Raw genomic sequence first — 25,989 nt, 5'->3', positions numbered from 1 at the left:
CGCCTCGTGCATAACCAAACATTGTTGCCATAGCAACACCAGCCATTGGATTTGCCGCTGTTGCTAAAGCAATCAAAGCAATTTGTACAATCGCAACTGCATACTTGTCCATAAATCGGCCAATTTCTTTAAACAATTTCTTAAAGAAATGACCACTTGGGTCGGTATACTTCATCGGGTTGTTCAGCACATAACTATAGCGATTGAACGACTGACTATTGTTCGGTGCCTGAATGAAAGAATCAGCACTGACAAAACGGCCCAGCGTCGCGTCATACATTCGGCCGTTCATGTGGATCAGGTTGAATTCATCAACTTGCTCATGACCGGTATAACCCCGGTTGGTCAGCAATGCCTGCTGAACAAATGTCTGGTCGCTTTCCCAGACAACATCGCGCTCTATCCCCCAGGCATCAAAGTTTCGGCGATCAACCACATTGCCCCAGATGTCGGTAATCAGATCAGCACTGCCGAGTGCGTCGCTATGGAAGTAACGCAACTGCCTGTCGACAGATGCTTCTGTACCGTTCTTGGTGATTTTCTTGTCGATATTGAGCGCGACCAGTTTGCCGCCAGCACTAATGAACTGCTTGTGTTCAACATCACCGTTGCTGTAGTCAATCCGCTCGTAGGCTTTACCCAGATACCAGGTTTTGTCTCCTTGATGATTGGTTTTCAGGAAACGCGCCCTGTCCGGACCATAACTGAAGGCTGCCCAGCGATTGCCGCGGGTAATTTTGGTTGGCTTATTAAAACTGCTCCATTCAAAGACACGACCATCACCTTCCAGCATATTGCCATTCAGATCATAGATATAAGTTCGCTCGCCAGCTTGAGTCACCGCATGAACATGCTGTTTATCCTGATACGCATACTGACCCACACCCGATTTATACGTGATATTGCCATTGACGTCATAGTCAACACGGTAAGTTTTGTTAAACAACGGGTTGTCACGGTTTACGCCCAGTATATCAATGATTTTATTGGTCTTCAGCCGATCCATCGCATCGTAGGTGTATGACTCGGAAATCCCGGTGATCACGTCTTCACGCAGTGTCACGTTGTCCAAAGCATCGTAACGATAGTGCAACAGACGTTTTGCTTTTTTCCCCTGGTGGGTAGAAATATTCTGAAGCTGCCCATTCCCTTCGTTATAGTCGTACTGGTTGAATAAGCCGTTACCATAGGTTTCAGCGGTAATCCGACCTTCAGCATCCAGACTGTTCAGTTTCCAGTAGTAAATCCGGTTCTGATTGATTTGCTTCTCGGTCAGCTCTGCGAGCTGAGCATATTGAATCTGGTTCTGCTCACCCAGGTCCTCATAACGTGATGCCACCAGCATGGTTTGTTTGGTCAGTGTCACCAGTTGCGCCGCTGCAGACGCATACGTTGTTGCCTGCATGCGGGTATGTTCTTCCACATACTCTAAACGCTGGATTTCTGCAGCCAGCTGATTCAGACGCTGGAAGTATTTGCTGACCAGACTGTCGTAAATCTTAGGCATGGATTTGCTGATCCCCAAACGGGTCAGATCGTAAACACCATCATTGTTATAATCACCAAAGAATGCGGTTTCTCCGGTCGCTGTCAGACCTGAGACTTTACTCGCCCACTCAGACAGGCTAACTTTGCTTAATTGTTCACCAACCAATTTCAAATGATAAGCCGGTGGTGTGATCACCGGAATGCTGACGTCATTGTGAATCAGAAGAAAAGTATCCGGCACTTCCAGATACAGATCACCTTGTGCATCCCGGTATACCGACAGCGTTTTATGACTGACCTGACTAGAGATATCCGAAGTCCCGCCACTGATATTCTTCACCTGATCCAGCAGCCACTCATATTCCTCACGGCGTTGGCTGTAAGTCACCGCCTGATGTTGCAGCTCTTTCGACTTATGAACATAATCAGATGCTTTCGCCAGTGCCTCCGCCAGCAGCGGTTGAATCACCTGTTTGTATTCTGTGGGACTAAAGTCCAGCTTGAACTGACTTGGCGCACCAGAAACACCAGTCATCACACCAGTGATGGCGTCATATTCATGTTCAAGTGTGAAGTTATTCGGGCGGACATCCTTCACAACCCGGCCAAACTTGTCATACGCAAACTCACGTGTGAACGTATGATCAGCAGTCAAGATTTCCTCTCTGTGCAGCTGACCAAGGCTCGTATAACTCAGTTTCTTTAAGTAACCCGGTGACTCTGAACGAATCAGCGCCCCCTGCCAGGTTTCCCCGCCATGACTGTCGTAATACCATTTACTTTCAGTCAACACACTTTTCGGTTGCTGATTTTCAACAATCCGCTTTTCGTCGATCCGCTTCACCATCCGGTTCAGCGCGTCATATTGCATGGCAACGCTTTGCCCTTTGGCATCCGTTTGTTTCAGCAGATTTCCGAACGCATCGTATTCATAGCGCCAGAAGCCTAAATCAGGATCCTGAGTGGATGTTTTATTCCCGAGGTCATCATAGGTATTGGTAATGACAGCACCACCAGCACCCGTCGCTTTGGCTAGCTTACCTGTCGGTGTGTATTCATTGATGACGCTGGCAGAGAGCGGTTGATCGACCCGGATCACCCATCCTATCGCATTGGTAAAGGTTGTTTTCTTCCGGCCAAGTGCATCCGTTTCAGTCACCGTCATCGGCGCATAAGCATAAGAGGCGTACACATCCCCTTTCCCGGCAGGACCCGGCTCCGAGACAGAGTGAAGACGGCCCAACGCATCATAGGTCGTATTCGAATATTGTGGTGTATCGCCCTGATAATAAGGGCGGCTGACTTTCACAATCTGATTTTTGGTGTTGTAAAAGGTATCTTTTAGGATCCAGCGTTTTCCTCCCACAGCCAGCGTTGCCGACCGCCATTCACGTTGAAACTGATCAAAAAATTGCTTCGCTTCACCACCACCATCAGTTTTAGTCACCACACAGTAAACAGTCTGATTGTTTGGTTTGAGCGAGCTGCACTGAGCATGGCTCGCTGGAAGGTAATCAATGGTTGAATTGCGCTGAGAAGCCGTGCCTTTCAAGGCCTCCGTCTTCACTTCACGACCAAAACTATCGTACTGTGTCGATGCAACTAATCCATTGCTGTCTTTCACGGTGACAAGATCGTTGTAGCGATCAATCGTTTGAATCGACGACTGGCCCAGCGTATTGGTATTCACAACCGTCACAATATCACCGGCGTAAACCGTCTTCACCTGAGATGTGCGCTGAGAAATCCCCTCCCTGCCGGCATACCCGTTCACTTGCGTTGATTCCACCACACCTTCATCATTCCGGTGATATAGCTTCGTCAGTGCAAACGGGCTTCCGGCCGCAGAAACTTCTTTCACCAACAACCCGGTTGCCGCATCATACTCAAACGACGCCTTTCGGACTTCAACGCCTTGTGGCGCTGTATGCGTCACTTCAGATGACATCAAACGGCCTAAGAGCCATTTCGTGGTATCGTTTTGATAAACACTATACGTTTGTTTCGTGAACGTTTCCTGTGCCAGCGTCACCGGGTTCTTTGCTATGGTCGACACTGTCACAGTACCCACATTACCAAATTTATCGATGTCATTATTCTCAGTGACCACAGTAGAAACGAGCTGGCCGCTCAGATCATAACTCTGTTCCGTCGTTTTTTTCTGTTCAACTTGGTAAACACGAGCCGTCGTCACTCTGTTCGCTGTTCTCGTTAAGATTTGGTACTGATTACCATTTGATACAGTGCCCGCCTTAGAAATCTCATAGATTGAATTTGAACGCCCTTTAATATGAGGCTTAATTGAATTAATTTCTGCCGAGGACAAACTTCGAACAGTTGCTAAATGTTTTGGATTACCATTTTGATCATATGAATAGGCGCCGGTTTTATTAAATTCATAGTACTCATTTGACGGAATAACGATCGGAATGAAAGCTTCGCCATGAATTGGAATAAATTTATCCGGTGCTTTCAAGTAACTCTTTCCGTTCACCTGATGCAATTCATATCGATTCGTTTCAGCAGCCGACAAAATTTCAACTTTGCCAAATAACGGGCTGAGGCTAACTGTCTCGGCAATCTGCTGATCGTAATGTGATGCAGTCAGAGCAACCGAACTCTCAAACTCAGTTTGACTTTTATTCAATAATACAGATTTATTCCCATAATATTCACGGCTTTCTTTGACCGTACCATTGAATGGAAATTCAGTATTGTAATAGGTTTCACGAACACGAGTGAGTTGGTCATTATTCTTCTCTTTCTGTTGTATCCACTTAAATCCGGAGAAACCATGACCGAGCAAATCATAACTTGCAGAGCCATAGGTGAAATCATAAGTGTTAAATATATTTGTGCCAGCTCCATTTTCGGATTTAAGCTGTTGCACAACATGCATTGGACCGTAAGCATTCAGTTTTTGGAAACTTATTATTAAGTTTACGATTATCACCAGGATATAACGCGTCTTTATGATAGACACGGCTATCAAATAAGGTTGTAAAAGAAACAGATGAGTGATGACCCAAACCATTATTTACACCTGAAAATAAGTTCGGTGATGGTTTAATCGTTGTATTTTCGCTACACCGAATATAGCCATTATTTTTATCACCCACATGGCGACAATATTCAACGTTACCATTACTATTCGTATCCCGAAGCCAGTGATGATCTTTATAGCCCCAATCATCAACGCTGAATGTATAATCTACCCAGATATTTTTACCACCCATCGTTGAGCAGCGCATGTAAGTATTATGCTTGTCACCGACAGCTCGACAGTAGTCAGGCTTACCATCTTTATTGAAGTCTACCCACCAACGCTTATCGCTATAACCCCAGTCAACACCCGATACTTCAAAACCAGTCTTTAGCTCACTCACTTTACCAACTGAGCCCAGCGAGCAACGCATTCTGCTATTTGCGCCTGATTTATCGCCTACGGCACGGCAATAATCACTGGCACCATCACCATTAACATCCGTCCACCAACGACGATCATCATAGCCCCAGTCATCGATATGAAAATCTTTTGTGGCGAAAATTCTATCACCATTAAAGAGATCACATCTTAGTGTACCGCCATGACCAGCATCACTTACAGAACGACAATAATCCTGAAAGCCATTCCCATCAACATCACTCCACCAGGTTCTTTTGATGTCACCCCAGTTTGAAATATTGAAATTTTTCTCGTAGAAGGATCGTCCATCTTTATTGATACTGCAACGAAGTAAACTGCCATCACTACGACAAAAATCAACTCTACTGTCACCATTCAGATCAAGCCACCAACGTCTTTCCCGATCCGTTCCCCAATTTCCTATGTACATTGAAAAATGATCAAGACCATTTGCAGACAGATTTAGACAATGCAAATTATTTTTTTCAAGTTGGCAGTATTCTGTTTTACCATCATTATTAACATCCAACCACCAGCTTTCACTCGCATCTTTATACTTAAACGGATGAGCCAATGTTTTGCCGTTACCCAGATTACATATAAGCTGCTTGGCATGAAAACCAAATGGGTCATCAGTTGTACTTCGGTAAAACTTCTGACAGTAATCGAGCTTTTTATCTGCATCCACATCGACCCAGGCACCTTCTGATAATCCATTAGATGACCATCTCTGCATTGTGATTGCTATTGATTCATTTAAGCGGAATGCAGTATTGTTTTTCCAGTGAAAACTCGTTTTCGGCAAACACTCACTATTACGATTACAGTATTGAACTGCTGTGAGACGTGCGGGTGTGTTTGTTTTAAAATCATCGCCAGTGTATGTCAATTGATAATAGTTTTTCAGCTTCCCATTAACTGAGACAGTGACTTTATTCAGTTTTTCATATTGACTCTTAACTTTGCCATTAACTTTCGCAAGCACACCATTTTGGACAGAACTTGTGAGATTCTGATAAGCAAAATCAATACTGAAGACATCATAAGTAATTTTGTGAATCAGATTGTTCGCAGTATATCTGTACTGAATGATATTTTTGTTATTCGTATCGGTGGATTCAGTCAGTAACCAGGCAGATTTTTCAGCGTCATTTGTATAGGTTAATACATCACCAGACTTAGTTTTGACGACAAATTTACTGCTGCTACCTAATGTATCTCCAACAAGCGTGATCTGACTGTACTGATCAATTTCCGTTTGATAACGCGATCCACTCCGTCCCCGCTGACCAGACACGGATATCAGGCGTGAGCCGTCCAGACAGAAATTATCCTCATATGTATAATTCGGGGAACGCGCAAAACCATCCGTGCCAAAGGTTGAACCGCATCGCGTAATCACACTTAATCCAGATAAGGAAAAGCCAGGGCCTAACGAACTGTATCCTGCTCCTTGGCTGCTATAAGAAATCGTCAGCTGGGGCGTGTTTCCACCGCGCCCTTCGGGCAATTGCAACGGAATTTGATACATCGCCGCACCTGAATCCACCAAAAGCTCACCGGGTAAAGTTCCGACCGTCGTGGCGTATGAAACAGAGGTAAATAGCGTGAGAAAAGCCAACATGAACTGACGCATTATTCTTCCTTATTCAAATATTGTTGTAATGAGGAAATTTCTTCATTCAGTTGATTGAGATCATAATCATCTTTTTCTTGCGGAGTTGAGGTCTGCTCTTCTTGCAGCATGATTTGTTCATCCTGGAGAACAAGCTTTCTTAACTGCTTTACACTGACCTGAGAATTGAGCTTATCAACCGTATAATCTTCGCTGACCAATCCTTGCTCAGAGAAACTGACTTCAGTCTGCTGCTTAGTTGCAGCATCTGTTGTCTTCTCCATCTGCCAGAGAAAATAGTTGCCAACGACCAGCATTAGGACGACAGAGAATGTAACACTGATTATTTTTTTCATATGAATATGTGATTTGGGCAAAAAATACCGCCAATTTTTTGGCGAACAAGATATTAGTTCCAAAAATGAAGAGGATAATGGAATAGAAAGGTTTTAACCAGAATATTCTAATATTCATTGTCTAATATGGTTATTCGCAACTCACAGATGGTAAATAGCTCAATATATTTCGACATGACATATAGAATAAAAAGTAGTTGGTATCATTGTTAAACATGATCATCATGTCTTCCGGTTAGGAAAAAATCGGATTTACACAGCTCATGATTTTAGTATTTCTGAAAGGTGAAGCAGACCAGCAGCTCAAGCACCTAAATTTCAACATAGACACAACATCTGTTCAGCTTGCTGAGGTGAAGCTAAACAGATGTGTATGAAGTCAATGATGAGAGGAGTAAAGCAAAATAAGTAGTGGACGGAAAAAACAGTATCAGTTTCTTCTCAAATCAAGCAGCTTTTCCCCGACCATGGGACGATAGAAATGATAGCCTTGCATGAAATCAACACCAGCTTCTCTGACTAATTCTGCCTGGGCATGCTCTTCGATGCCTTCAGCAACGACTGTGATCCCCTTCTCACGACACATAGCGACCAGGAATTTGACATAGGAATAGACAGACGAATCTTCCGCCATTTTATTCACAATGCACCGGTCCAGCTTGAGTTGAGTAAAAGGAATAGAAAAGAAGGTATTTAAAGAAGAATAACCTGAGCCAAAATCATCTAATGAAATTGAAAAGCCCAGTTTATTGAGAGTCAGCAGCTGCTCGACAGCAAACATGTTGGTTTCCAAAACTGCCGATTCAGTCACTTCAACACTCAGATCTCCCGGGGACAACTGATACTGTTCCACAATCGACAAAAACTGCTGAACAAAGTCGGCCTGCATTAATTGAATCACAGAAATATTCACCGACACCTTGATGTCATGCTGATGCTCTTTACGATACTGAGCAATATAAGAACAGGCCAGATGCAGTACATGATAGCCAAGCGGAATGATTTCCTGATTTGCTTCAGCAATCCCGATAAATTCACCCGGATTAATTTCACCGTGTGAAGCACTATTCCAGCGTAGTAAGGACTCGACACTCATGATTTTCCCAGTCGATGCGCAAACAATGGGCTGGAACATCAAATAGAACTCGTTGTCCTGAATTGATTTCTCGATACCGGTTTCCAGAAAAAGGTGTCGCTCAATGGCCCGCTGTTCATCATCCGCATAAAATGCAATCCGTGAGTCACGCTCCTGGCCATATCGCATAATCAACATGGATTTGTACAAAACCGATTCTTCATCTTCAGCAACAAAGGGGTCATCCGGCAATTGATAAACACCGGCATTTAATTTTTGAATTGCCATATGATGTACAGTGCGGAAGCGCTGATCAAACAAGGTGATGACTTTATTAATTGTCTTGCACAGAAAATCTTTCTCAAGGTTGCCCTTCAGCATGACTACAAATTCATCAGAATACGTCCGATAGATCAGATTCGTCTCTGTAAAGACTTCAGCAATTGTCTCAGCACACAACTGTATTAAACGATTGGCGGCCTGAAAGCCAAAAACTTCGACAAACTGACAAAACTTCGTCAGTCCGAAAGTAACAATGGCGCACGAGACTTCATTCGTCTGCATCGTTTTCAACTGTTCAACCAATTGGCGCCGATTCCCTAAGCCGGTCAGCGAATCATGGTAAGCCAGTTGATAGAGTTTTTCATCGTGCAGTTTTTTCTCAGTGATATCTTTGTGTGAACCAACCAGATATTGCAGTTCACCCTGTTCGTTCGTCTTCAATACACCGATGGCTTCAATCCATCGATACTCATTCTGCCGATTCCGGATACGATATTGAGAAGACACATGACTGATTTTCTCCGTCACCTGCTGATTCACATTCTTTTTGAATTGTTCAACATCATCAGGGTGAATAATCGCCAGCCACTCATGAAGCGGGGAGCCATTTAAAGTCACGTCAAATTTTTCGTAGAAACGCGTGTTATAGAATTTCACAACGTTTCCCGGGGTCATTTCCCACAGGCCTTCACTGCCCGCATCAAAAATTTCTAATAATAGATCCTGATTTACAGCTAATAAATTGATGTCGACAATACCTGTTTTCACGCCGTACCCAGCTCACTGACCCGATGAAAAAGTGAGCGCATAATATACCACATGGCGATATCCAATAAACATATCAACAAAGCGAATATGTGCTTTAGCAATCAAAACAGTGATAAAAATTGGTTTTTTCTCATAAGCCAATGTATGAAGCTATTGACACAAAATTTCACGGAACATATGACTTATACTTTCTCATCAATCATCAGGATTCAGCGTCTGTGTCTATGATTTTGTTCAATTTTATTTACATCACCTTCAGAAAAGAGCCTCTGTTCACCACTTGATCCCTTCAAAAAACTGCGCCAGATGGTCAATCAGTCCCCTGACTGCAGGGAGCAAATATTCTCGCGATGGATACAAAGCATAAATCGACATGGACTTAGGCGCCCAATCACTCAGCACCGCGTTCAGACGCCCCTCTGCGAGCTCATCGGCGACCAGGTAGGCTGGCTGCATACTCACTCCAGCGCCTGCAAGCGCGGCTGATTTCAGCACCGTCGCTTCGTTTGACACAAACCGGCACTGGACCTCAACAGACTCAGTCATCCCGTCTTTTGTTAAATGCCAGACATGCTGCTCGAAACTACGATTGCCGAGACATTGCTGCTGTGACAGATCACCAGGCGAAAGGATGGCCGGAGCACTGGCCAGATATTCCGGCGAAGCGACCAGCACGGAGTCACACCGTGCAATGGGTTTACCAATTAAAGAAGGATCCGGTGCCATCGCAATCCGGATTGCCAGATCAAAGCGTTCTGCAATTAAGTCTGTTGTCTGATCCCGGACATCGACTTCAACAGAAACCTCAGGATGTTTCACCAAAAATGCCTGTAGCGCTGTTGCCATTTGCGCATGGCCAAAGGACATACTGGTTGTCAGCCGGATATGCCCCGAAAGACTGTCAGTGGGCTGAAGCGTCACGGCGATCTGCTCGGCCTGCTCAACCCAGTGCTTCATTTCTTTCAGGCAAAGCTGTCCGGCTGTGGTCAGCGCCACTTTACGTGTCGTGCGCTGCAACAACCGGGTTTTCATCCATGCCTCCATCGTGGCGATATAACGGGTCACCATCGAACGGGACATATCCAGCCGTTCTGCCGTTGCAGTAAAGCTTTCTGTGGTCGCGACATCAATAAACACTTTCGCTGCGGTCAGTCTGTCCATTCATTTGTCCGATTTAAGAAACAATGTTGTTGAAGATTGATTCTATATCCAATCGAATGAGGTCGCTATGATGCTTGCCATTCCCAATGACATTATCTGGAGCAAACAATGAAAAAGACTTTTTTAATGGCAGCATCTCTCGTAGCCCTTTCAACTGCAACTCTGGCTGAAGCAGCGCCGCTATCGACTCAGGTTTACAATGCCGACGGCAACAGCTTCCATGTGAATGCCACGCTGGTTTACGGTGAGCATGATGCCCTGCTGGTTGATACGGGTTTTACCCGTGCCGATGCCATGCGAATTGCTGCGATGGTGCTGGACAGCGGTAAAACGCTGAAAACCATTTTCATCAGCCAGGCTGACCCGGATTACTACTTTGGTGCTCAGGTTCTGAAAGCACAGTTTCCTGAAGCGCGTCTGATCACCACACCTGCAGTCCGTGAAGTCATCAAAGAGAAAATGGCAGGCAAACTGGCATTCTGGACACCCAAAATGGGTGAGAACGCACCGGTTAAAACCCTGCTGCCTGAGGCTTATGAGAAAACCACGCTGACTGTTGATGGCGAAACCGTTGAAATTCGTGACACCTCTGGTGCACTGGCACACCGTCCTTATCTGTGGATCCCGTCCAGTAAAACAGTACTCGGAAATGTTGCGGTATATGGCAATGTTCACCTGTGGATGGCAGACGCTCAATCTCAGACTGAGCAATCCGCCTGGACACAACAGCTGGAATCCATGAAGGCTCTGAAGCCTCAGACGGTCATTCCGGGTCATATGAAAGCCGGTACGCCGATGACCGCTGAAAACATCCAGTTTTCCCTGAATTACCTCAAGGCATTCCAGCAAACTGTGAAAGCCAGTGACAACAGTCAGCAGGTGATCAGCAAAATGGAAAAACGTTATCCGGATGCCGGTCTGCCGATGGCGCTGAGTATCGGTGCTCAGGTTCACATGGGAGAAATGAAATGGTAAGCGCAATGACCAAAGTTCATTACTTTTTCGATCCTCTCTGCGGTTGGTGCTTCGGCGCCAGCCCCCTGATTGACCATCTGGTACAGCGTGATGACATTCAGCTGAACCTGCACCCCGGCGGCCTCTTCGACAGCCGGGAGCTGAGTCCGGAAACCCGCCAGCATTTTCTGGAAAGTGATCAGAAAATTCATTCGATGAGCGGGGTTGAATTTGGCGCAGCCTATCAGGCGAAGATGCGTGATGCTGACAGCGTCGTGCTTGATTCCATGCTGCCTATTCGTGCCATTCTTGCGGCTGCACAGAGCGGATACTCAGCCACAGAGATGCTCAAACGTATTCAGCTGGCCCATTACCAGCAGGGAAAAACTGTACACAGCGTTGAAGCATTAAATTCTCTGGCTGCTGACATGGGGATCCCTGCGGACACCTGGAACGAGATATTTGCTCAGACAGATGAACAACCAGAAATTGCCAGCACCACCAGCCTGATGATGAAACAGCATTTGCGCGGCTATCCGTCGATGACTGTTGAAATTGACGGCCAATGGATCAGTGTTCCGGTACAATCTTACTTTGGCAATCTGAAAGCTTGGGAGATGTTTTGGAATCAGCTTTCACGGTAAGTCAGGATCAAAAAAAGCCAGCTTTGAAAGCTGGCTTTTTGTCTGACTCGCAGAACCAAAGCGAACGCATCACTCTGGTGAAATATGGAGGCGCGTCCCGGAGTCGAACCGAGGTCCACGGATTTGCAATCCGCTGCATAGCCACTCTGCCAACGCGCCATTTTGTGAGACCGCTTCATGTGCTGCGGTACGGGTGCTAATTTACTGATTTTCAGATTTGAGTCAAACAAAAATTGTCACTTTCATTTCAGTTGATTAAATTTTCACTCAACCAGTCAAAATGTACACCAAACTTGATTTGACGCAGATAAAATAAGGGCCGGTCATCGACCAGCCCCAACTTTACATATATCGGAAATTACGCGACTGACCACTGAGACAGTGAACGTTTGAAGTCTTCGTAACCGAATTCATTCAGCTTCTGAACCTCGCCATTGGCACGCTGGCAATAAATCGACGGCATTTTCAGGCCATTGAACCAGTTCAGTTTCACCATGGTGTACCCGGCACTGTCCATGATGTGCAGACGCTGGCCAATTTCCAGCGGCTGATCAAACTGAGTCACACAGAACTGATCACCGGCCAGGCATGAACAGCTGCCAATCACATAACGGTGATCACCCTGCTCGCTGGCGCCGCGGATAGTTGCCGGCTCATTATAAATCAGCGTATCCAGACGGTGTGCTTCAGTCGCACTGTCAACAATCGCAGTTTTCAGCTCATTTTCAACGATATCGACCACAGTCACGACCAGATCGGTGGTTTGTGTGATGATGGCTTCGCCCGGCTCCAGATACAGCTGAACGTCATGTTTCTCAGAAAACGCTTTCAGGGCAGCCGCCAGTTTCTCGACATCGTAGCCCGGCCAGGTGAAGAATACGCCACCGCCCAGACTCACCCATTTCAGTTGATCCAGGTAAGGACCAAACTGCTCAGAAATTGCATCCAGCAGACGGATGAAGGCGTCAACATCTTTGTTCTCACAGTTCATGTGGAACATCACGCCATCAAGGTTACTGAATACGTCAGGGTTAATGTGATCAAACTGAACACCAAGACGTGAGAACTGACGAGCCGGATCCGCCAGATCCTGACCTGCATAGCTCACACCCGGGTTCAGACGCAGACCCAGCTCAGCTTTACCTTCCACCAGATGGCGGTAGGCAGCCAGTTGATTCTGCGAGTTAAAGATCATTTTGTCGCAGATATCCGCCACTTCTTTCACGTCATCTTCGCTGTAACCCACGCTATACGCATGCGTTTCACCACCGAAGGTGTCGTAACCCAGCCTCACTTCAAACGGACCGCTGCTGGTCGTGCCGTCCAGGTACGGCTTGATGATGTCAAACACACCCCAGGTAGAGAAACATTTCAGAGCCAGCACCAGCTTAGCGCCAGACAGTTCTTTCAGGTTTTTTGCGATTTCAAGATTGCGGATCAGTTTGGTCTCATCAATCATGAAATACGGTGTTTTCAATTCCGGATGCTGCATAATCTTCACTTCTATTTAAAGAAGCCGATGTCGTTTCCGACACCGGCTTAATACTCATCAAATGAAATTCACAACCGTGATTATTTCAGGATGTTGATTTGTGGCTGACGAGGATCAAGTTCCTGAACATGCCAGTCCAGACCGATTTCAGGCATCGTTTCCAGGAATGGGTCCGGATTCAGCTGCTCCATGTTGAAGACGCCCGCATCCGCCCACTGTCCGCGGAAATACTGCAGCACAGCTGTAATTGCAGGTACACCCGTGGTGTAAGCAATTGCCTGATGCTCAACATCTTTGTAAGCCACTTCGTGATCAGCGTTGTTATAGATGAACACGCTGCGTGGTTCGCCGGATTTCGTGCCCTGAACCCAGGTACCGATACAGGTTTTACCTGTGTAGCCCGGTGCCAGCGTCGTTGGATCCGGCAGCAGTGCTTTCAGCACTTTCAATGGCTCAACGACAGTACCGTCACCCAGCGTCACCGGATCCGGACTCAGCAGACCGATGTCGCGCATACAGTTAAAGTAGTTCAGGTAACGGTCACCAAAGCCCATCCAGAATTCAATGCGTTTCGCCGGGATGAACTCTTTCATGGAACGCACTTCATCGTGTGCCATGGAGTAAACTTTGTGGCTGCCCACCAGCGGGAAATCGAATTCCATCATCCGGGTGTGGCATGGCACTTGTTTCCACTCACCTTCTTCCCAGTAAAAGGAGTCGCCCTGAATTTCCAGCATATTGGTTTCAGGATCGAAGTTGGTCGCAAATTTCTTACCGTGGTCACCCGCGTTGACATCCATCACATCGATAGAGTCAATCTCATCGAACAGATGCTTCACTGCATACGCAGCAAAAACGCTGACAACACCCGGATCAAAACCGGCGCCCAGAATACCTGTGATACCTGCTTCTTTGAATTTCTCACGGAAAGCCCACTGAGGGTCATAGGCTTCCGGCACCTGCTGGCCTTCGCTGCACAGGTCTACCGCAACTGAGGTATCAAGATATGACACTTTGGCCTGATAACAGGCTTCCATGATTGCAACGTTCACCCAAGGAGGACCAGCGTTAATCACCAGATCGGGCTGAACCTCTTTGATCAGTGCCACAAGGGCATCGACATCGTCCGCATCCACAGAACGCGCTTCAAGCTTCTTGCTTGAATCTTTCATGTTGTTGCGACCCTTGATGGATTCAATGATCTGTTCGCACTTGTTCACAGTACGCGAAGCGATAGTAATATCACCTAACACATCATTGTTTTGAGCAGCTTTATGGGCAATAACCCAGCCAACACCCCCAGCACCGATTTGTAAAATTGCCATTTCAATAATTCCGTCTTCTTCAGATAAATCATTGGCTTGCCCCAGCCCCACTGAGGCAAGCCACGTAGATCAGTCAACCAGTGAACAAGCAAGCTGGTTAACGTCATTCAGCAGATTCTCAAAGTCCGCCATGGTCAGGCATGGATTGAGAATCGTTAATTTGAGTGCGATTTTGCCATCAACAACCGTTTCACCCAAGACTGCAACACCTTTCACCAGTGCCTCAAAACGCAGTTTTTTGTTCAACTGGTCCAGATCCGCATCTTTCGCACCAGCATAGCGGAACAGTACCGTCGACAAGGCAGGATCAGCCAGCAGCTCGAACTCTTCAGACTGGTTCACCAGATCGGCAACCTGTTGCGTCTGTCCCAACAGGTGATCATACATTGCACCCAGTGCCTGTGTACCCACAGCTTGCATGGTCATCAGCACTTTCAAAGCATCAAAACGCTTCGTAGTTGCAATCGACTTGTCGACCAGGTTTGGTACTACGTCGTCTTCACGGTTCAGGTAATCTGCATGATGCAGCAGATACTTGAAGTTACTCTTGTCTTTGATGATCACTGCGCCACAGCTGATTGGCTGATAGAACAGTTTGTGGAAGTCCACACTGATCGAATCCGCACGCTCAATGCCGTGCAGACGCGTTTTGTGACGGCTCAGAATCAGCGCACCGCCGTAAGCACCGTCAACATGCAGCCACATGCTGTGCTGCGCCGCGATATCTGCCAGACCGTCCAGATCATCAATCGCACCGTGGTCTGTGGTACCAGCAGTACCCACAACCGCGAATGGCATCAGGCCGTCACGTTTCAGTTCATCAATACGTGTCACCAGCGAAGCCAGTTTGATGGTGCCGTCCGGATGCGTGTCTACGGTTTCCACCGCATGCTCACCCAGTCCCATCAGAGACGCAGACTTCTGTACGGTGAAGTGAGATTTCTTCGAGCACAAAATACGCATCTTACCGGCATACTCAGGCAGACCTTGCTTCTGGATGTTGTGACCCGACTGATTATCTGCAAACCAGTCACGTGCCAGCAACAGGCCCATCAGGTTACTTTGTGTCCCGCCGCTGGTGAAAACACCATCCGCATCTTTGCTGTAACCGTATACGCCGCACAGCCAGTCGACGACTTTCTGTTCAACGAAAGTTGCCGCCGTCGACTGATCCCATGAATCCATCGACTGATTCAGCGCCGCGATAAAGGCTTCTGCTGCAACCGCAGGAACCAGTGGTGGCGTGTGCAGGTGCGCAATGCAGTTCGGGTGCTGAACCATGATTGAGTTCTTGGCAATCAGCTCACCCGCCTGATCAATCACCGCTTCAAGAGGCAGTTGCTGATCAGTCAGTTCAATATTGTTAATCAGGTTTTTCAGAACCTGTGGCTCCATACCTGAGTATGGTGCTGTTGTGCTTTCGAAGACTTGCTTCAGCACTTTCGTTGTCTGGTTCAGAGCCGCTTCAAACTGATCCGCACCACCTTCGCCAGTGTGGATAAAGAATGAACGCCACTTGTCAGCGTCGCTGGCTGCAGAGGCTTCAACCACTTTCGCAGGACCTGCAGTCGCGATGATCGCTTTGCTCAGTGCATCCAGTGCGAAGTCAATTTGCTCAAAAGTAATGATCAATGGTGGCAGGAAACGCAGTACAGAACCCTGACGGCCGCCTTTCTCGATAATCAGACCGCGCTCCAGCGCAGCACGCTGAATTTGCAGCGTCAGTTGCGGATCTGCTTCCGGCTCGCCGAATTTGTTTTTCTTGCCTGCCTTGACAATCTCAAGACCCAGCATCAGACCTTTGCCACGAACTTCGCCGATGCAATCAACGTAAGACGCAATGCGCTCAAGACCTTCACGCAGGTACTGACCGGCAACGCGTGCGTGCTCAACCAGGTTGTCACGCTGAATAATTTCCAGAGCTTTGGCACCTGTCGCCATCGCCAGCTGGTTACCACGGAAAGTACCGGTATGCTCACCCGGACGCCAGGTATCTACAGACTTATCGAAAATCAGCAGAGACATTGGCAGACCGCCACCGACTGCTTTAGACAAGCACAGGATATCTGGTGTAATACCAGATTCTTCAAAGGCAAAATTGTAACCGGTTTTACCGATACCACACTGAATTTCATCGAAAATCAGTAATATGCCATGTTCTTTAGTGATTCGGCGCAGTTCGCGCAGCCAGAATGCTGGCGCAGGAATCACACCACCTTCGCCCTGGACCGGCTCAACAATAATGGCCGCTGGTTTCTGCACGCCGCTTTCGTCATCATGCAGCATACGCTCCAGATAGCGCAGAGTTTGTTTGGCACCTTCATCGCCACCCATACCAAACGGACAGCGCAGGCTGTAAGGGAATGGTGCAAAGTGAACGTCTGCCATCAGACCCTGACGGCGAGCTTTGGTGTTCAGGTTACCCATCATCGCCATCGTGCCGTTGGTCATTCCGTGGTATGCACCATGGAAAGCCATCATCACGTTACGGCCTGTGGTTTGTTTAGCCAGCTTAATCGCGGCTTCAACGGCATCAGCACCAGAAGGGCCACAGAACTGAATCCGCGCATTGGCTGCGAACTCATCCGGCAGGAAGTTCATCACTTCTTTGATGAACTTGTCTTTCACTGGTGTTGTGATATCCAGCGTCTGATACGGAATCCCCGCATTCAACTGATCAATAATTGCCTGGTTAATCTCAGGGTGGTTATAACCCAGAACCAGCGTACCTGCACCGGCCAGGCAGTCCAGATAGACCTGACCTCGGCTGTCTTCAACCAATAGACCTGTTGCCTTTTTAATTGCAAGTGGCAGGCGACGTGGGTACGAACGCACTTCAGACTCATAATGCTCCTGACTGAGCAGCAGCTCATCCGGGGTCAGGTCATAAATGTCATGAACAACAGGAACATTGGACGCATGCTTGACATCGTCTAAATCAAACACATTACTCATTGGTATTTAATCCAAAATAGTGAAGTCCACCTAAGGTGGTACTTTTGAGTATAAAAGACATTGATAAGTCAAAGACTTACCGGGAACGCGTAACACAGCGCGCAACTAATCAGCACAGCAATGAAGATTGCTGTTCATTAATAGCAGGCAGCTGAGACAAGGTGATCGGACGATCAAGGTTCAGTAATAATACTGCAATTGGGTAAGACAAAGCTGATTCGGGTCAGAGACGTTAAAATATTCACAGTTGGGTTCCTTAATTGATGCGCTTGCTCAACTGCGCAAGACAGCATGATTAATGCCCTTCTACTGACAGCGCCAATCGCCGGCAGTACCTACGGATCGTCAACATGCAATCAGCCTGAATTCATGGTGACGGATGTGTCTCAGATATGTTTCCCCCTGAGATTGCGCGAAAAATAACATACTGGGCTTTTCATTGCCAAGCAGAATTTATGATTGATTAAAAAAATTCATTCTCATCTTACATTTTCAAACAAAACAAAAGCGGCCGGGGCCGCTTTTGTGTCAAATCCAGGTGATTGTTCTGTCACATATTGTCAGGATGGAGCAAATCACCTTTTGCTGCTTTCAAGTACAAGTACATCGACCAGTAAGTCAAAATCGTTGCAATGTAGAGGGCAACAAAGCCGATTGTTTCAAGGAATGAGTTGGGGTGCCATAACAGCATAACCAAAGCGAACATCTGCGCGGCCGTCTTCACCTTGCCCACCCAGGACACAGAGATGCTGGAGCGTTTACCCAGTTCAGCCATCCATTCCCGCAGTGCTGAAATGATGATCTCCCGGCCAATCATCGTCATTGCCGGAATCGACACCCAGACGGAATGATAATTTTCTGTCACCAGCACCAAAGCAGTTGCAACCATCACCTTGTCTGCAACCGGATCAATAAATGCGCCGAAACGGGAAGTCTGGTTCAGTTTACGGGCCAGATAACCGTCAAACCAGTCGGTAATCCCGGCGATTGTAAAAATAAGAGCCGTTGCAAAGGGTGACCATTCGTAAGGCAGGTAAAAGGTAATCACGAAAAATGGGATGAGCACCAGCCTGACAAAGCTCAGGATATTTGGAATTGTTAAGCGCATACTGTTCGTTCTTATGTTATCGGAATAAGCCTGTTTACCATCGACAGCCTTCTCTCTGGTAAACAGACTCTAAGGGTGCCGCAAAGCTAGCTGTGTTGCAATGCGTCATAAATTTTTTCCGCCAGAGATCGGCTGATTCCCGGCACTTTTTCTATTTCTTCCCTGCTTGCGCGTTTCAGCTCCTGCAGTCCCCCCATGTATTTCAGCAACGACTGACGGCGCTTCGGTCCGATACCCTCGATATCTTCAAGTGTACTGCGTTTGCGCACTTTGCCCCGCTGCGCTCTGTGACCACTGATAGCATGGTCATGGCTTTCATCGCGGATGTGCTGAATCAGATGCAGTGCAGGTGAATCACTGGGTAAAGAAAACTCTTCTCCCGTTACCAGTAACAGCGTTTCCAGTCCCGGTTTGCGTGTTGTTCCCTTAGCAACCCCGACCAGCAAAGGACGTTTCGGCCAGTCGCCGGTCAAAGGACTGACAACATCATGCGCCCGGGACAGCTGCCCTTTACCACCGTCGATAAAAATAATATCTGGGATTTTATCCGGATCCAGCTGCTTGCCATAACGACGATTCAGTGCCTGCCCCATGGCCGCATAATCATCCCCGCCCGTGATGCCGGTAATGTTGAATCGCCGGTATTCTTGTTTGACCGGACCTTCCTGATTGAACACCACGCAGGAAGCCACTGTTTTTTCTCCCATGGTATGGCTAATGTCAAAACATTCCATCCGGGAAAGTGAATCCAGTCCCAAGGTTTCACGCAGTTCTGTGACACGCTGATGCACTGTCATTTTATGATTGAGCTGACTGGTTAACGCGGTCAGCGCGTTTGTCTGTGCCAGTTTCAGGTAACGGGCACGATAACTCCGGGCCTGTGAACGCAGTTCAACTTTGCGTCCTGCCACTTCCGAAAGTGCAGCAGACATGCTGGCCTGCTCATCGCCCAGAGATTCACCCAGTAAGATCACAGAAGGAATCACTCTGCCCTCTGCCTGATTGAAATAGTACTGACTGATAAAACTGGTGATCACCTCTGTGATATCCGTATCCGCCGGCATCCGGGGAAAATAGCTTCTGCTGCCCAGTACTTTACCCTGCCGGATGAACAGCGCATGAATACAGGCGATGCCTTTATCCTGGGCAATACCAATGACATCAAGATCGTCTTCGCTGTCCTGGCTGACAAACTGCTGTTCCTGCACACGGCGCAATGCCTGAATCTGATCCCGGTACCGCGCAGCCTTCTCAAACGCCAATTGTGAACTTGCCACTTCCATTTTCTCGACCAGTGCAGTAATCACCTGGCGATCTTTCCCTTGCAGAAACAAGCGTACAAAGTTGACCTGCTCTGCGTATTCTTCATCGCTGACCAGACCTTTCACACAAGGCCCCAGACAACGACCAATCTGGTACATCAGGCAAGGTCGGCTGCGGTTAGCATAAACCGAGTCTTCACACTGACGAATCGGGAAAACTTTCTGAAGAAGATGAAGGCTTTGGCGGACAGCGCCAGAATCCGGGTAAGGTCCGAAATATTCCCCTTTACGCTTTTTCGCTCCGCGATGAACAGACAATCTGGGATGATGTTGACCGCTCAGGAAAATATAAGGGTAAGATTTATCATCTCGCAGCAATACATTGTATTTTGGCAAATACTGCTTGATGTAATTGTGCTCGAGGATCAGTGCTTCGGTTTCGGTGTGCGTCACCGTGACGTCAATCTTGCAGATATTACGGACCAGCGCGCGTGTTTTTTCGCTGGAAACCTGAACACGAAAGTAACTCGACAACCGTTTTTTCAGGTCTTTCGCTTTCCCCACATATATCACTTCCCCAGCCTGGTCGTACATCCGATATACGCCAGGTTGGTTTGTTACTGTTTTCAGAAAGCTTTTTGCATCAAAAGTGTCGGACACTACAACGTCTCTGTGTCAAGCATTCCATGACGAATTGCGAGATGAGTCAGTTCAACATCACCACTGATATCCAGCTTATTAAATAAGCGGTAGCGGTAACTGTTCACTGTTTTCGGGCTCAGATTTAATTGCTCTGAAATTTCAGTCACCTTCTGACCCTTGGTGATCATCATCATGATTTGTAACTCGCGCTCAGACAGATCCTTAAACGGATTCTCCGAGTTTGAAGCAAATTGACTCAAAGCCATTTGCTGCGCAATTTCCGGCGAAATATAACGCTGGCCGCTGTTCACCGTACGGATGGCATTCACCATCTCATCGGCACCTGCACCTTTGGTCAGATAACCACAAGCTCCGGCCTGCATCACTTTAGTCGGGAACGGGTTTTCGGTATGGACAGTCAGAACAATAATCTTCACATCAGGATTGAATCGAAGAATTTTGCGTGTCGCTTCCAGCCCACCAATGCCAGGCATGTTCATATCCATGAGGATAATGTCGGCATGTTCATTTCGACACCATTTTACGGCGTCTTCACCACTGATGGCTTCCCCTACCACTTTAATACCACGGACATCTTCCAGAAGACGTCGGATCCCTGTGCGAACCAGTTCGTGATCATCTACAAGGAATACATTAATCAAGCTGTATCTCCAATTATGATTTGGCTCTGCACCCTGCCGGAATTGGCGGGATAACTTTTGCTGATAGTACCCAATTTTGCCTGAACTTGGAATCTCCCGACAAAGTGTTTATGTGTTTGAGTACAAGTTTCACTCAATGCCATCGGCCACAATTACATCAGGAAACTTCCGCTTTTAACCTGTTAAGTCAAAAATTTACCGGGACAGTTACATATGAAGCAGTGCAGAATATTATTCAGTATTACCAAGCTGTTATAATCTACAAAATAAAAAAATGCCACTCCCATATTCATTCATCATGTTTATCATTGCTTGATAAATTATCCATTCTGACACTGTGGTCTTAGCAAAAGCCAAAGAAACCCACGAGAGCGACTGACCCACCATATGACACACCAAGCATAAATCGCTTACAACTGATGTCTAAAGGGCATTATTTCAGACCTGTACTTCTAAACTTCAGTTTAGCTCAGCCACTTTGGCAGCAATGGCCTGCACCCGCAAAAAAGCTTTTCAGATCACAGAGTATCTACTTTATTTATGATCCTGTCACGAACCGAAACAAACCTTTATAAATCAATCAATTAAAACTTGAACACCAACTACATCTCAAACATTCACAGCAACATTTTCCACCAACTGAGGCTAATATTTATAGAGATTCTGACTGTTTTATTGATAACAACAATATCAAAACATCATGATGTAACCAGAAAGACAATATTTAGAAACAAATTTTGCACACAAGAATCAAAACAATCGTTTAAAAAACACACAATCAATTGATTTATATAGATTAAGACCTGATTTCAAGAAAAACAAAACGTCACAAGGTGTTAACATCAAAAGTTGACTAAGGAGTCAAGTATATCCAGAATTGACTTATAGGTCAGATCATGAGCCTGTGAGGAGGTCACTTGATTACGTTTTTGTTAAACCAGGACGTTCGGGAAGAAGAGCATCTCTCCCCGAACATGACGGTACTGAATTACCTGCGTACCCATGTTCAGAAAACAGGCACCAAGGAAGGTTGCGGCTCTGGAGATTGCGGCGCCTGCACCGTGGTGCTTGGCGAACTTGTTGACGGTAAGCTGCAATACCGTTCCGTCAATTCCTGCCTGACTTTTGTCTCATCTCTGCACGGTAAACAGTTAATTACCGTCGAAGATCTGCAATCCGCAGATAAGCAGCTCCACCCTGTGCAGCAGGCGATGGTGGAATATCACGGCTCTCAGTGTGGTTACTGTACGCCGGGCTTTATTATGTCGATGTTTGCGCTGAGCAAAAACAAACCGGCGGCCGACAAAGAAGACGTGATGGAAGCGCTTGCCGGTAACCTGTGCCGCTGTACCGGCTACCGTCCGATTGTGGATGCCGCGTTGTCACTCAGCCAGGAAGCACAGCTGATGGACCAGTTCGCCGAGCTGGAAAAACAAACCATCGATAAACTGTCAAAAATCAGCCTGTCAAATGCCACGCTGAAACATGAAGGCCAGTATGGCTTTTCACCAACATCGAGCGATGAGCTGGCAAACCTGCTGCTGACGCATCCGGACGCGCGTATGGTCGCCGGAGGCACGGATCTGGCACTGGAAGTCACTCAGTTCCATCGCCCGATCAGCAAACTGATCAATGTGGGCCAGGTCAGTGACATGAAAGTGCTGGCTGAAACTGAAAGCAGCATTGAAATCGGTGCCAATCTGCCGATTTCCGACTGCTATGCCACACTGAAAAAGTACTATCCGGATTTTGGAGAACTGCTGCATCGTTTTGCTTCGTTGCAGGTCCGGAACCAGGGCACGCTGGGCGGCAATATTGCTAACGCGTCACCGATTGGTGACAGCCCGCCGCTGTTGATCGCACTGAATGCGCAAATCGTCCTTCGCCGCGGCAATGAGCGCCGCACACTGCCCCTGGAAGATTACTTCATCAGCTATAAAGTCACAGCTCAGCAGCCGTCCGAGTTTATTGAGAAGATTATCGTTCCTAAGCCAGTGATTGGCAGCGAGTTCCGTGCTTACAAACTGTCGAAACGTCTGGATGATGATATTTCAGCAGTCTGTGGTGCCTTCACGCTCTCTCTGAGTGACGACGGTAAAGTGGCAGACGCACGTATCGCCTTCGGCGGGATGGCCGCGGTGCCAAAACGTGCATCGAACTGTGAAACAGCATTAATCGGCCAGCCATGGAATCTCGACACGGTTAAAGCCGCGATGGCTGCGCTGCATCATGACTTCGAACCACTGTCAGATTTCCGGGCCAGTAAGGAATATCGTGCATTAACGGCAGCCAATATGCTGCACCGTTTCTACCTCGAACAACAGTCCAACGGCCAAATTGAAACAAGGGTAACTGCTTATGTCTAATCATCACCATAACCCATTGAGTCACGATGAAATGGTGGCGAAATTCGCGCAGGATCTCACGACAGGCGTTGGGAGAAGCGTGAAACATGACAGCGCCGCCAAACAGGTCACCGGTGAAGCCGTTTACATTGATGACCGGCTGGAATTTCCGAATCAGCTGCATGTCTACGCGCGCACCAGTACTTACGCCCACGCGAAAATCACGAAACTGGATGTCAGTCCGTGTTATGCCTTTGAAGGCGTCGCCATTGCCATCACCAGTAAAGATGTTCCGGGGCAACTGGACATCGGTGCCGTACTGCCGGGCGATCCGCTGCTGGCTGACGGTGTCGTTGAGTTCTATGGCCAGCCCGTGATTGCGGTGGCTGCAGATGACATGGAAACCGCCCGTAAAGCGGCACAAGCTGCCATCATCGAATACGAACCGCTGGAAGCTGTACTGGATGTCGAAGAAGCGCTGGCGAAAAAACACTTTGTCTCAGACAGCCACCAGCACAAACGGGGTGATTCCGAAAGTGCGCTGGCGTCAGCCAAACACATCCTGGAAGGCGACCTGCACATCGGGGGTCAGGAGCACTTCTACCTGGAAACTCAGGTCAGCTCCGTCATGCCCACGGAAGATGGCGGCATGATCGTCTATACCTCGACCCAGAACCCGACCGAAGTTCAAAAACTGGTCGCGGAAGTGCTGGGCGTGCCGATGCATAAAGTCGTGATTGACATGCGTCGCATGGGGGGCGGCTTCGGCGGGAAAGAAACACAGGCGGCAAGTCCTGCGTGTCTGGCCGCGGTGATCGCACATCTGACCGGTCGTCCAACCAAAATGCGTCTGCCACGCATGGAAGACATGACCATGACGGGGAAACGCCACCCGTTCTACAACCAGTACAAAGTCGGTTTTGACGACAACGGTCGTATTCACGGCATTGATATCAGCGTGTCAGGGAACTGCGGCTACTCCCCTGACCTGTCAAATTCGATTGTCGACCGTGCCATGTTCCACTCCGACAACGCCTACTATCTGGGCGATGCCACCGTCACCGGTCACCGCTGCAAAACCAATATTGCATCGAACACCGCGTACCGTGGCTTCGGTGGTCCTCAGGGCATGATGACCATTGAACACATCATGGATGAAATCGCCCAGTATCTGGGCAAGGATCCGCTGGATGTCCGTAAAGAGAACTACTACGGCCATGAAGACCGGAATGTCACCCACTACTATCAGACTGTGGAAGATAACTTCATCCACGAAATTACGGATCAACTGGAAGCCAGCAGTGACTATCAGGTACGCCGGAAAGCCATCGCCGAGTTCAACAAAACCAGTCCGATTCTGAAAAAAGGTCTGGCGCTGACACCAGTGAAATTCGGGATTTCGTTTACTGCGACCTTCCTGAACCAGGCCGGTGCACTGATCCACATCTACACCGACGGCAGTATTCACCTGAACCACGGTGGTACTGAAATGGGTCAGGGCCTGAACACCAAAGTGGCTCAGGTGGTTGCGGAAGTCTTTCAGGTGGATATCGACCGGATTCAGATTACGGCGACCAACACCGATAAGGTACCGAATACGTCACCAACCGCTGCATCGTCTGGTGCAGACCTGAACGGTAAAGCGGCTCAGAATGCGGCACTGACCATCAAACAGCGTTTGATCGACTTCGCATGCAGTCACTTTAAAGTCACACCGGAAGACGTGGTTTTTAAAAACGGTCTGGTCCAGATCCGAGAAGCATTGCTGAGCTTCGAGGATCTGATCCAGCAGGCTTACTTCAATCAGGTTTCTCTGTCGAGCACCGGTTTCTACCGTACGCCGAAGATTTACTACGATCACGAGAAAGCCCGCGGCCGTCCATTCTATTACTACGCATACGGCGCTGCCTGTGCCGAAATAGTGCTGGATACGCTGACCGGTGAGTACAAAATCCTGCGTGCGGACATCCTGCACGATGTGGGTGCTTCGCTGAACCCGGCCATTGATATCGGTCAGGTTGAAGGCGGCTTCATTCAGGGTGTGGGCTGGCTGACCACAGAGGAACTGATCTGGAACGAACAGGGACGGTTGATGACCAACGGTCCGGCGAGCTACAAAATCCCGGCGATTGCGGATATGCCAATTGATTTCCGCACTCAACTGCTGGAAAACCGCAGCAATCCGGAAGATACCGTTTTCAATTCGAAAGCTGTGGGTGAACCGCCATTCATGCTGGGCATGTCTGTCTGGAGTGCCATCAAAGATGCCATCCGCTCAGTTGCTGAGCCTGGTGCCTTAGTGAAGCTGGACACCCCGGCAACACCAGAGCGCGTTCTCTGGGCCATTAATGAAGTGCAGCCATCGCAGTCTCAGCCTTTCCTGAGCCGCAGGAAACAGGAAGAAGAAACGACGGCCCCTGAACAAGCCCAGTAATCCGCAGGGAAGTAG

At 47.8% G+C, this 25,989-nt stretch carries 15 protein-coding genes and 1 tRNA gene; 4 read left to right on the top strand and 12 right to left on the bottom strand.

Features of this window, described 5'->3' with window-relative positions:
• The 5 genes from ACYP03_RS02890 to ACYP03_RS02870 form a co-directional block, all read right to left on the bottom strand.
• The coding region (locus ACYP03_RS02890) for an RHS repeat domain-containing protein (RefSeq protein ID WP_459778406.1) at positions 1-3,682 on the bottom strand (3,682 nt) is incomplete at its 3' end.
• Between the two features lie 682 nt (positions 3,683-4,364).
• Positions 4,365-6,530: a SpvB/TcaC N-terminal domain-containing protein gene (locus tag ACYP03_RS02885; protein ID WP_459778405.1), complete on the bottom strand. Its 2,166-nt coding sequence runs from the start codon at positions 6,528-6,530 to the stop codon at positions 4,365-4,367.
• The gene (locus tag ACYP03_RS02880) at positions 6,530-6,865 is read right to left on the bottom strand and encodes a hypothetical protein (RefSeq protein WP_330959673.1); all 336 of its coding nucleotides are present in this window, start codon (positions 6,863-6,865) and stop codon (positions 6,530-6,532) included. The genes ACYP03_RS02885 and ACYP03_RS02880 overlap by 1 nt, the downstream gene beginning before the upstream one ends.
• Before the next feature lie 430 nt (positions 6,866-7,295).
• Positions 7,296-8,990, bottom strand: coding sequence for a bifunctional diguanylate cyclase/phosphodiesterase (locus ACYP03_RS02875; RefSeq protein WP_459778404.1), 1,695 nt, complete (start codon positions 8,988-8,990; stop codon positions 7,296-7,298).
• 273 nt (positions 8,991-9,263) lie between these two features.
• On the bottom strand, positions 9,264-10,151 hold the full coding sequence (locus ACYP03_RS02870) for a LysR family transcriptional regulator (protein WP_459778403.1): 888 nt from the start codon (positions 10,149-10,151) through the stop codon (positions 9,264-9,266).
• A gap of 108 nt (positions 10,152-10,259) precedes the next feature.
• Here ACYP03_RS02870 and ACYP03_RS02865 point away from each other — a divergent pair, with 108 nt between their 5' ends.
• Positions 10,260-11,126 carry an MBL fold metallo-hydrolase gene (locus ACYP03_RS02865; protein WP_330959676.1) on the top strand — a complete coding sequence of 289 codons (867 nt, stop codon included), beginning with the start codon at positions 10,260-10,262 and terminating at the stop codon, positions 11,124-11,126.
• Between the two features lie 5 nt (positions 11,127-11,131).
• Positions 11,132-11,749, top strand: coding sequence for a DsbA family protein (locus ACYP03_RS02860; protein WP_459778402.1), 618 nt, complete (start codon positions 11,132-11,134; stop codon positions 11,747-11,749).
• An 85-nt stretch (positions 11,750-11,834) separates the two neighbouring features.
• Here ACYP03_RS02860 and ACYP03_RS02855 read toward each other — a convergent pair.
• The 7 genes from ACYP03_RS02855 to uvrY all read right to left on the bottom strand — a co-directional run bounded on the left by ACYP03_RS02855 (position 11,835) and on the right by uvrY (position 21,195).
• Positions 11,835-11,908: transfer RNA gene (locus ACYP03_RS02855), tRNA-Cys, on the bottom strand.
• A 199-nt stretch (positions 11,909-12,107) separates the two neighbouring features.
• Complete coding sequence (nspC, locus tag ACYP03_RS02850; protein ID WP_459778401.1) at positions 12,108-13,241, bottom strand: carboxynorspermidine decarboxylase; 1,134 nt, start codon at positions 13,239-13,241, stop codon at positions 12,108-12,110.
• 80 nt (positions 13,242-13,321) lie between these two features.
• Positions 13,322-14,566 carry a carboxynorspermidine synthase gene (locus ACYP03_RS02845; RefSeq protein ID WP_459778400.1) on the bottom strand — a complete coding sequence of 415 codons (1,245 nt, stop codon included), beginning with the start codon at positions 14,564-14,566 and terminating at the stop codon, positions 13,322-13,324.
• 69 nt (positions 14,567-14,635) lie between these two features.
• Positions 14,636-17,521, bottom strand: a complete 2,886-nt coding sequence (locus ACYP03_RS02840; RefSeq protein ID WP_459778399.1) for a diaminobutyrate--2-oxoglutarate transaminase family protein — start codon at positions 17,519-17,521, stop codon at positions 14,636-14,638.
• A 550-nt stretch (positions 17,522-18,071) separates the two neighbouring features.
• The gene (gene pgsA, locus ACYP03_RS02835) at positions 18,072-18,629 is read right to left on the bottom strand and encodes a CDP-diacylglycerol--glycerol-3-phosphate 3-phosphatidyltransferase (RefSeq protein ID WP_248139773.1); all 558 of its coding nucleotides are present in this window, start codon (positions 18,627-18,629) and stop codon (positions 18,072-18,074) included.
• Between the two features lie 86 nt (positions 18,630-18,715).
• Positions 18,716-20,551: an excinuclease ABC subunit UvrC gene (gene uvrC, locus ACYP03_RS02830; protein ID WP_459778398.1), complete on the bottom strand. Its 1,836-nt coding sequence runs from the start codon at positions 20,549-20,551 to the stop codon at positions 18,716-18,718.
• Positions 20,551-21,195: a UvrY/SirA/GacA family response regulator transcription factor gene (gene uvrY, locus ACYP03_RS02825; protein ID WP_036750689.1), complete on the bottom strand. Its 645-nt coding sequence runs from the start codon at positions 21,193-21,195 to the stop codon at positions 20,551-20,553. The genes uvrC and uvrY overlap by 1 nt, the downstream gene beginning before the upstream one ends.
• Positions 21,196-22,112: 917 nt before the next feature.
• Between uvrY and xdhA the strand changes: the two genes are divergently transcribed.
• The gene (xdhA, locus tag ACYP03_RS02820) at positions 22,113-23,561 is read left to right on the top strand and encodes a xanthine dehydrogenase small subunit (protein ID WP_459778397.1); all 1,449 of its coding nucleotides are present in this window, start codon (positions 22,113-22,115) and stop codon (positions 23,559-23,561) included.
• The gene (gene xdhB, locus ACYP03_RS02815; RefSeq protein WP_459778396.1) at positions 23,554-25,974 is read left to right on the top strand and encodes a xanthine dehydrogenase molybdopterin binding subunit; all 2,421 of its coding nucleotides are present in this window, start codon (positions 23,554-23,556) and stop codon (positions 25,972-25,974) included. The genes xdhA and xdhB overlap by 8 nt, the downstream gene beginning before the upstream one ends.
• Positions 25,975-25,989 lie beyond the last annotated feature (15 nt).

The organism is Photobacterium sp. R1 (assembly GCF_054600795.1).
This window is presented reverse-complemented; position numbering and strand designations above follow the sequence as displayed.

Coding starts and splice junctions, on each gene's coding strand:
- ACYP03_RS02885 (WP_459778405.1), bottom strand. CDS start 6,530: ATGCGTCAGTTCATGTTGGCTTTTCTCACGCTATTTACCTCTGTTTCA.
- ACYP03_RS02880 (WP_330959673.1), bottom strand. CDS start 6,865: ATGAAAAAAATAATCAGTGTTACATTCTCTGTCGTCCTAATGCTGGTC.
- ACYP03_RS02870 (WP_459778403.1), bottom strand. CDS start 10,151: ATGGACAGACTGACCGCAGCGAAAGTGTTTATTGATGTCGCGACCACA.
- ACYP03_RS02865 (WP_330959676.1), top strand. CDS start 10,260: ATGAAAAAGACTTTTTTAATGGCAGCATCTCTCGTAGCCCTTTCAACT.
- ACYP03_RS02860 (WP_459778402.1), top strand. CDS start 11,132: ATGACCAAAGTTCATTACTTTTTCGATCCTCTCTGCGGTTGGTGCTTC.
- nspC (WP_459778401.1), bottom strand. CDS start 13,241: ATGCAGCATCCGGAATTGAAAACACCGTATTTCATGATTGATGAGACC.
- ACYP03_RS02845 (WP_459778400.1), bottom strand. CDS start 14,566: ATGGCAATTTTACAAATCGGTGCTGGGGGTGTTGGCTGGGTTATTGCC.
- ACYP03_RS02840 (WP_459778399.1), bottom strand. CDS start 17,521: ATGAGTAATGTGTTTGATTTAGACGATGTCAAGCATGCGTCCAATGTT.
- pgsA (WP_248139773.1), bottom strand. CDS start 18,629: ATGCGCTTAACAATTCCAAATATCCTGAGCTTTGTCAGGCTGGTGCTC.
- xdhB (WP_459778396.1), top strand. CDS start 23,554: ATGTCTAATCATCACCATAACCCATTGAGTCACGATGAAATGGTGGCG.